Genomic DNA, 5,368 nt, shown 5'->3' with positions numbered 1-5,368 from the left:
CTCGGAGATGTGTATTAGGGACAGGCGGTGCGGAGGGACGTTGTCGTGGACCCGCTTGGGGTCGGTCTCGGCGACCGGCTCCAGGATCTCCTCGATGCGCGCCATCAGCTCCTTCTCCAGGACGACGCCCGCGGCCTTCACGTTCTCCGCGACCTGCTCGGGACGCGAGGCGCCGACGATGGCCGCGGAGACGTTGGGGTTCTGCAGCACCCACGCGACCGCCAGCTGGGCCAGGGACAGCCCGGCCTCCGCGGCGAGCGGCTGGAGCTGCTGGACGGCGTCGAGCACCTCGTCGCGCATCCAGCGCGAGATCATGCCGGCGCCGCCCTTCTCGTCGGTGGCCCGCGAACCCGCCGGGGGCTCCTGCCCCCGCCGGTACTTGCCGGTCAGCACACCCTGCGCGATCGGCGAGAAGACGACCTGGCCCATGCCCAGTTCCTCGCAGGTCGGGACGACCTCGCCCTCGATGATCCGCCACAGGGCGTTGTACTGCGGCTGGTTCGACACCAGCGGGATGCGCAGTTCCCGGGCCATGGCGTGGGCCCGCCGGATCTGCTCCGCGGGCCACTCGGAGACGCCGATGTACAGGGCCTTGCCGGAGTGGACGACGTCGGCGAACGCCTCCATCGTCTCCTCGAGCGGGGTGTCCACGTCGTAGCGGTGCGCCTGGTACAGGTCGACGTAGTCGGTCTGCAGGCGGCGCAGCGAGCCGACGATCGACTCCATGATGTGCTTGCGCGACAGTCCGCGGTCGTTGTGGCCCGGCCCGGTCGGCCAGAAGACCTTGGTGAAGATCTCCAGGCCCTCGCGGCGCTCGCCCTTCAGCGCCTCGCCGAGGACGGACTCGGCACGCGTGCCCGCGTAGACGTCGGCGGTGTCGAAGCTGGTGATGCCGGCCTCGAGCGCCGCGTGCACGCACGCCGTGGCGGCGTCCGCCTCCACCTGCGAGCCGTGGGTGAGCCAGTTGCCGTACGCGATCTCGCTGATGACCAGGCCGCTACGGCCGAGATGGCGGTATTCCATGGGAGCGAAGCCTCCGTTGGCGTGTCCGTGAATGCCGGCCGGCCCGGGTGCGGGCGCACCGGGACTGCCGGGGGCGCGGCGCCCGGGCGGGCGTCGGCCGCAGGAAAGGTGGCAGGGGCAAATACATCTGATCATTACATGCCCGGGTTGCGGCCCGGGGGCGGGTCCCCCCGTCCCCCCGTCCACGCCTTCTCTGGCCCCGCCTCGCCCCGTCGCGTCGGGCTCAGCGGAAGTCGGGGGTCCACAGGCGCACCGTGGCGAACTCCGCACCCGGACGCGTCCGTGCGTACGAGGGCGTCCCGTCGTCCTTGAGGAACTCGATCGTCGGCCCGCCCCAGCCACGGGGACCGGCCGCCTCCGAACGGGCCCGGACGCGCGTCCCGGTCGGCTGGTTGGTGTACGCGCTCACCCCGCTCGCCCCGTCCACCTGCCGGTACCTGCGGGTCGCGACGTCGAGCCGGTACACCCCGTAGGTATCGGTGAACCACAGCGCCCCCGGGTCGCCGTACACCGGCTGCAGATCACGGCCCTCGCCCTCGAAGCGGACGGCGCTGTGCTCCGTCAGCGTCGTCGCCGTGCCCCGGCCCGACACCGCGTAGCGCACCAGCCGCTCGGCGCCGATCGCCCACAGCGCGCCGTGCTCCGGGTCGTAGAGCACGCCGCGCGCCCTCGGCAGCGGCACGGTGCGGAACGGCGCGGCCTGCTCCGTGTCCGCGTACAGGCGCAGCCGCCCGGGCGCCCCCGAGGCCACCACGATCACCCCGCCAGGGATGCGCTCGATGGCGTGCGGGCTGTCGGCCGGGGTCACCGTCTGCCACACGATCGCCCCGGTGTCCTCGCGCACCATCGCCGCCCTGCCGCCGGACGCGGCCACGAGCACCACCCGCCCGTACGCCCGCGTCCTGCGCAGCCGAACGTCCGACAGGTGCTGCCAGCTCGTGCCGGCCCCTCCCGGCGCGCTCCAGCGCCAGGTCACGGCGGCGGGCCCCGACCAGTCCCGGGCCTCGGGGTCGAAGACCAGGACACTGTTGCAGGACTGGTCCGCCGTGGCGATGGGATGGCTCTTCCGCGCGGCGTGCCGCGTCATGTCGTGCCCCCGTACGTCGTTGACGTGCCAACGAATATTCGGAGGATAGCGACGGCGGGTGCTGCCACGATGGGCCGCGTGACCGTACCGCGACCGAACGTCCACGCTTCGCCCGTATGGGAGATCGCCCCGCTCGCCGTTGACGACCCCGTCTCGAAGGAACTGCTGTGGCGGTACTACGACGACATCGTCAGCCGCTACTACGGCAGGCCGATGAGCCCGGAGGAGATCGACGACCTGCTCACCGAGCACACCAGTGACGACCTCGCGGGCGCCTCGGGGCGCTTCCTCGTCGGACGCCGCGACGGCGAGCCGGCCGGCTGCGCGGGCGTCCGCCTGCTCGCCCCCGGCGTCGCCGAGCTCCGCCGCGTCTGGGTCGTCCCCGCCGCCCGGCGCACCGGCGGCGCCGCGCTGCTGGTCGCGGCCGCCGAACGGGCGGCCCGCCGGCACCTGGGCGCCGCCGTGATCCGCCTCGACACCCGGGCCGACCTGGTCGAGGCGCGGGCCCTGTACACGAAGCTCGGGTACCGGGAGATCGCCGACTACAACGGCGAACGCTACGCCGACCACTGGTTCGAGAAGCGTCTCGGCCCGGACTCCGGCGCGGCATAGGCCCAGGCTCGCGGCCGGGCGGCCGGGCTCCGCAATAATGCACCGGTAGTCCAGCCAGAAAGCAGGTCGCACATCGTGACGACAACGGTCTCGGTCGAGCGCAGGATCGCCGAGGAACTCGGCGTACGGGAAGGTCAGGTCACATCGGCTGTCGAGCTGCTCGACGGCGGCGCGACCGTGCCGTTCGTGGCCCGGTACCGCAAGGAGGCGACGGACGGCCTCGACGACGCCCAGCTGCGGACGCTGGAGGAGCGCCTGCGCTACCTGCGCGAACTGGACGAGCGGCGGGCCGCGATCCTGGAGTCCATCGAGTCCCAGGGCAAGCTCGACGACGCTCTGAAGGCGCAGATCCTCGCCGCGGACTCCAAGGCCCGCCTCGAGGACATCTACCTGCCCTACAAGCCCAAGCGGCGCACCAAGGCGCAGATCGCCCGCGAGGCCGGCCTGGAGCCGCTCGCCGACCGCCTCTTCGGCGATCCGTCCCTGGACCCGCAGGCCGAGGCCGCCGGGTTCGTCGACGCCGACAAGGGCGTCGCCGATGCCGCGGCGGCGTTGGAGGGTGCCCGCGCGATCCTCACCGAGCGGTGGTCCGAGGACGCGGACCTCGTCGGTGAACTCCGCACCCGCATGTGGGAGCGGGGCCGGCTCGTCGCCAAGGTGCGCGAGGGCAAGGAGGAGGCGGGAGCGAAGTTCGCGGACTACTTCGACTTCGCGGAGCCGTTCACCAAGCTCCCCTCGCACCGTGTGCTCGCCATGCTGCGCGGCGAGAAGGAGGAGATCCTCGACCTCACCATGGAGCCGGAGGAGCCCGCCGAGGAGGGCCCCTCCACCTTCGAGCGCAAGATCGCCCACCACTTCGGCATCACCGACCGCGGCCGCCCCGCCGACAAGTGGCTCGCCGACGGCGTGCGCTGGGCCTGGCGCACCCGCTTCCTCGTCCGGCTCGGCCTCGACCTGCGCGTCCAGCTGCGCCAGGACGCCGAGGACGAGGCGGTCCGGGTCTTCGCCGCCAACCTGCGCGACCTGCTGCTCGCCGCCCCCGCCGGCACGCGCGCCACCATGGGCCTGGACCCGGGCTTCCGCACGGGCGTCAAGGTGGCCGTGGTCGACGCGACGGGCAAGGTCGTCGCCACCGAAACGATCTACCCGCACGTGCCGCGCAACCAGTGGGACGCCTCCATCGCGACCCTCGCCCGGCTCGCCGCCGCCCACAAGGTCGACCTCGTCGCCATCGGCAACGGCACCGCCTCGCGCGAGACCGACAAGCTCGCCGCGGACCTCATCAAGCGGCACCCGGAACTGAAGCTGACCAAGGCCGTGGTGTCCGAGGCCGGCGCCTCGGTCTACTCCGCCTCCGCCTACGCCTCCGCCGAGCTCCCCGAGCTCGACGTGTCGCTGCGCGGCGCCGTCTCCATCGCCCGCCGCCTCCAGGACCCGCTCGCCGAGCTCGTCAAGATCGACCCCAAGTCGATCGGCGTCGGCCAGTACCAGCACGACCTGTCCGAGGTGAAGCTCTCGCGCTCCCTCGACGCGGTCGTCGAGGACTGCGTGAACGGCGTTGGCGTCGACGTCAACACCGCCTCCGTGCCGCTGCTGCGCCGCGTCTCCGGCATCACCGAGGGCCTGGCCGCCAACATCGTCGCCCACCGCGACACCAACGGCCCGTTCCGCCGGCGCACCGCCCTGAAGGACGTGGCCCGGCTCGGCCCCAAGGCGTACGAGCAGTGCGCCGGGTTCCTGCGGATCCCCGACGGCGACGACCCGCTGGACGCCTCCAGCGTGCACCCCGAGTCCTACCCCGTCGTACGCCGCATGAGCACGGCGGCGGGCACCGACATCAAGGCCCTCATCGGCAACACCACGGTGCTGCGCGGGCTGGCGCCGCGGGAGTTCGTCGACGACACCTTCGGTCTGCCGACGGTCACCGACATCCTCTCCGAACTGGAGAAGCCCGGACGCGACCCGCGGCCCGCCTTCAAGACCGCCGCCTTCAAGGAGGGCGTCGAGGAACTCAAGGACCTCAACCCCGGCATGGTCCTGGAGGGCGTCGTCACCAATGTCGCGGCCTTCGGTGCCTTCGTCGACATCGGCGTCCACCAGGACGGCCTCGTGCACGTCTCGGCGATGTCCAAGAACTTCGTGAGCGACCCGCGCGAGGTCGTCAAGCCCGGCGACATCGTCCGCGTCAAGGTGCTCGACGTCGACATCCCGCGCAAGCGCATCTCCCTCACCCTGCGGCTGGAGGACGAGGCGGGCGCGCCCAAGGGCGGCGGCGGCGCAGGAGGCGGCCGCCAGGACCGCGGCCCCCGTCCCGAGCGCCGGGGCGGCAACCCGCCGCGCCAGTCGCGCGGCGACCGCGACCGCGACCGCCCGGCCCCCGGCGGCGCCATGGCCGACGCCCTGCGTCGCGCCGGCCTCGACAAGGGCCTCGGCGGAGGCAAGGGCCGCCGCGGCTGAGCCCACCGCCGAAGGCGCGCTCCCCCGGAGGCCCGGGGGGGCGGGCCGGCGGGGCGGGCCGAGCCGGCGACCCGGCCCCCGGGGGGGGGGGGGCCCCCGCGGGGCGAAAAACACCGCGCCCAAACCCCCCCCCCGGGGGGGAGGGGGGGGGCGGGGCGGGCCCGGGCCGCGGGAGGGGAACACCAAAAG

At 73.3% G+C, this 5,368-nt stretch carries 4 protein-coding genes; 2 read left to right on the top strand and 2 right to left on the bottom strand.

Annotated elements, in window-relative coordinates:
* Nucleotides 1-1,023 (bottom strand): aldo/keto reductase family protein (locus ACFW3D_RS41930; RefSeq protein WP_500513735.1); only part of this gene is annotated, 1,023 nt, incomplete at its 3' end.
* Nucleotides 1,024-1,246: 223 nt separating this feature from the next.
* Nucleotides 1,247-2,110, bottom strand: a complete 864-nt coding sequence (locus ACFW3D_RS41925; RefSeq protein ID WP_500513734.1) for a DUF6528 family protein — start codon at nt 2,108-2,110, stop codon at nt 1,247-1,249.
* 69 nt (nt 2,111-2,179) lie between these two features.
* On the opposite strand from ACFW3D_RS41925, the gene ACFW3D_RS41920 reads away from it, so the two are divergent.
* Nucleotides 2,180-2,722 carry a GNAT family N-acetyltransferase gene (locus ACFW3D_RS41920; RefSeq protein WP_500513732.1) on the top strand — a complete coding sequence of 181 codons (543 nt, stop codon included), beginning with the start codon at nt 2,180-2,182 and terminating at the stop codon, nt 2,720-2,722.
* A gap of 75 nt (nt 2,723-2,797) precedes the next feature.
* Nucleotides 2,798-5,179: a Tex family protein gene (locus ACFW3D_RS41915; RefSeq protein ID WP_500513730.1), complete on the top strand. Its 2,382-nt coding sequence runs from the start codon at nt 2,798-2,800 to the stop codon at nt 5,177-5,179.
* Nucleotides 5,180-5,368 lie beyond the last annotated feature (189 nt).

Source organism: Streptomyces sp. NPDC058864, assembly GCF_042742985.1.
Taxonomy (GTDB): Bacteria; Actinomycetota; Actinomycetes; order Streptomycetales; family Streptomycetaceae; genus Actinacidiphila.
This window is presented reverse-complemented; position numbering and strand designations above follow the sequence as displayed.

Coding starts and splice junctions, on each gene's coding strand:
- ACFW3D_RS41920 (WP_500513732.1), top strand. CDS start 2,180: ATGGGCCGCGTGACCGTACCGCGACCGAACGTCCACGCTTCGCCCGTA.
- ACFW3D_RS41925 (WP_500513734.1), bottom strand. CDS start 2,110: ATGACGCGGCACGCCGCGCGGAAGAGCCATCCCATCGCCACGGCGGAC.